The 2,411-nt window shown below is 68.1% G+C and carries 3 protein-coding genes; all 3 read left to right on the top strand.

The window, feature by feature from the left end; translation table 11 throughout:
• The first annotated feature begins 159 nt into the window (after positions 1–159).
• Positions 160–978: an ABC transporter ATP-binding protein gene (locus DMB66_RS58880; protein WP_125812599.1), complete on the top strand. Its 819-nt coding sequence runs from the start codon at positions 160–162 to the stop codon at positions 976–978.
• Positions 968–1,678, top strand: coding sequence for an ABC transporter ATP-binding protein (locus DMB66_RS58875; protein WP_125812597.1), 711 nt, complete (start codon positions 968–970; stop codon positions 1,676–1,678). Before DMB66_RS58880 ends, DMB66_RS58875 begins: the two co-directional genes overlap by 11 nt.
• Positions 1,679–1,712: 34 nt before the next feature.
• Positions 1,713–2,411 (top strand): transporter substrate-binding domain-containing protein (locus DMB66_RS58870; RefSeq protein ID WP_125812598.1); only part of this gene is annotated, 699 nt, incomplete at its 3' end.

Raw genomic sequence — 2,411 nt, 5'->3', positions numbered from 1 at the left:
TCGCGATCATGATCTTCCGGCCGCAGGGCCTGATCCCGAGCCGGCGCCGCGCGATGGAGCTCAAGGACCGAGCGAAGGAGGTGGCTCCCATTGAGTGAGCCGCACATCGAGACGCCGCAGCAGGCCGACGAGGCCAATGCGCGTCCTGTCGACCGGCCCATCCCGACGGGCAAGGTCGTCGAGGAGACGCCGACCGCACCCGCCGGTGACGTCCTGCTCGAGGTCGACAACGTGACGCTGCGCTTCGGTGGTGTCGTCGCGCTCAACGAGGTCAGTTTCAGCCTGCGCAAGGGTGAGATCTTCGGTCTGATCGGCCCGAACGGTGCCGGCAAGACCACCTGCTTCAACGCGATGACCGGTGTCTACCGGCCGACCAGCGGCGGCATCCGGTTCCGCGGTGAGTCGATCGTCGGCAAGAAGAAGCACGAGATCACCCGCGGCGGGATCGCCCGCACGTTCCAGAACGTGCGGCTGTTCCCGGAGATGACCGCGCTGGAGAACGTGATGGTGGGCGCGGACGCCCACCACAAGACCAGCGTGATCGCCGCGTTGTTCCGGCTGCCCCGGCACCGCAACGAGGAGCGTACGGGCCAGGACCGGTCGTACCAGTTGCTGCGTTTCGTCGGCATCGAGCACCGCGCCGGCGATGTCGCGCGCAACCTGTCGTACGGCGAGCAGCGGCGGCTGGAGATCGCCCGGGCACTGGCGACGAACCCGACGCTGCTGTGCCTGGACGAGCCGGCGGCCGGCTTCAACCCGGCGGAGAAGGCGGATCTGCTCGCGCTGATCCGCAGGATCCGCGACACCGGGGTGACGATCCTGCTCATCGAGCACGACATGCGCCTGGTGATGGGCGTGACCGACCGGATCGTGGTGCTGGAGTTCGGCAAGAAGATCGCCGAGGGGACGCCCACCGAGGTGCGGGACAACCCGGCCGTGATCGCGGCCTACCTGGGGGTGCCGACCGATGCTGCTTGAGTTGCAGGACATCACGCTGCTGTACGGGCGCATCCAGGCCCTGCACGGCATCAGCCTGTCCGTCGGCGAGGGCGAGATCGTCGCGCTGATCGGCGCGAACGGCGCCGGCAAGTCGACGACCATGCGGGCGATCTCCGGGCTGCGCCCGGTGGCCGAGGGCGCGATCAGGTTTCAGGGCGAGGACATCACCAAGCTGCGGGCCGACCTGCGGGTCGTCCGCGGCGTCTCGCAGTCGCCGGAGGGCCGGGGCATCTTCCCGGGCATGACGGTGCGTGAGAACCTCGAGATGGGTGCGTACACGCGACGCAACCGCGCCGAGATCAACGAGGATCTGGATCGCGCGTTCAGCCTGTTCCCGCGGCTCAAGGAGCGTGAGAAGCAGGTCGGCGGCACCATGTCCGGCGGCGAGCAGCAGATGCTCGCGGTCGGCCGGGCGCTGATGAGCCGGCCGAAGCTGCTGCTGCTCGACGAGCCGTCGATGGGCCTGGCGCCGATGCTGATCCAGCAGATCTTCGACATCATCGTTGAGATCAACCAACAGGGCACCACCGTGCTGCTGGTGGAGCAGAACGCCCAGCAGGCGCTGTCCCGGGCACACCGGGCGTACGTGCTGGAGACCGGACGGATCGTCAAGACCGGAACCGGCGCCGAGTTGCTGACCGACCCCTCGGTCAAGGACGCCTACCTCGGCGTTGCTTGAGCCCCACTCGAACACCATTGAGGAGTTGACGACGATGTTCCGCACCACCCCCCTGCGGCGCGCGATCGTGGGTCTGACCGCCGCGTTCGCCATGACCGTCTCCCTGACCGCCTGCGGCGAGGAGTCGGACGACCCGGGCACCGGGTCGGGCGCTCCGGTGCCGTCGGCTTCCGCCGACACCTCGCTCGCAGACAAGGTTCCGGCGGAGATCAAGGCGGCCGGCAAGCTCACCATCGGTACGGACTCCTCGTACGCGCCGAACGAGTACCTGGACGCCGACGGTAAGACGATCATCGGTTTCGACGTCGACCTGTTCAACGCGGTCGCGCAGAAGCTGGGCCTGACCACGGAGTGGCAGTCGGCGAAGTTCGACGCGATCATCCCGGGCGTGACCTCGGGTAAGTACAACGTCGGCGTCTCGTCGTTCACCGTCAACGCCGAGCGGGAGAAGGAGGCCACCATGGTCTCCTACTTCTCCGCGGGCACGCAGTGGGCGGCCAAGGCCGGCGCGACGATCAACCCGGACGACGCCTGCGGCAAGAAGGTCGCCGTGCAGGTCGGCACGGTGCAGCTCGACGACATCACCGCGCGGTCGAAGAAGTGCACCGACGCCGGCAAGGCGAAGATCACGATCGACCAGTACCAGGCCCAGAGCGACGCCACCAACGCGGTCGTCTCGGGCAAGGACGAGGCCATGCTGGCGGACTCGCCGGTCGGCGCGTACGCGGTGAAG

Source organism: Actinoplanes sp. ATCC 53533 (assembly GCF_003947245.1).
Note: the sequence above shows the minus strand (reverse complement) of the source record. Positions and strands in the feature narration are given on the sequence as shown.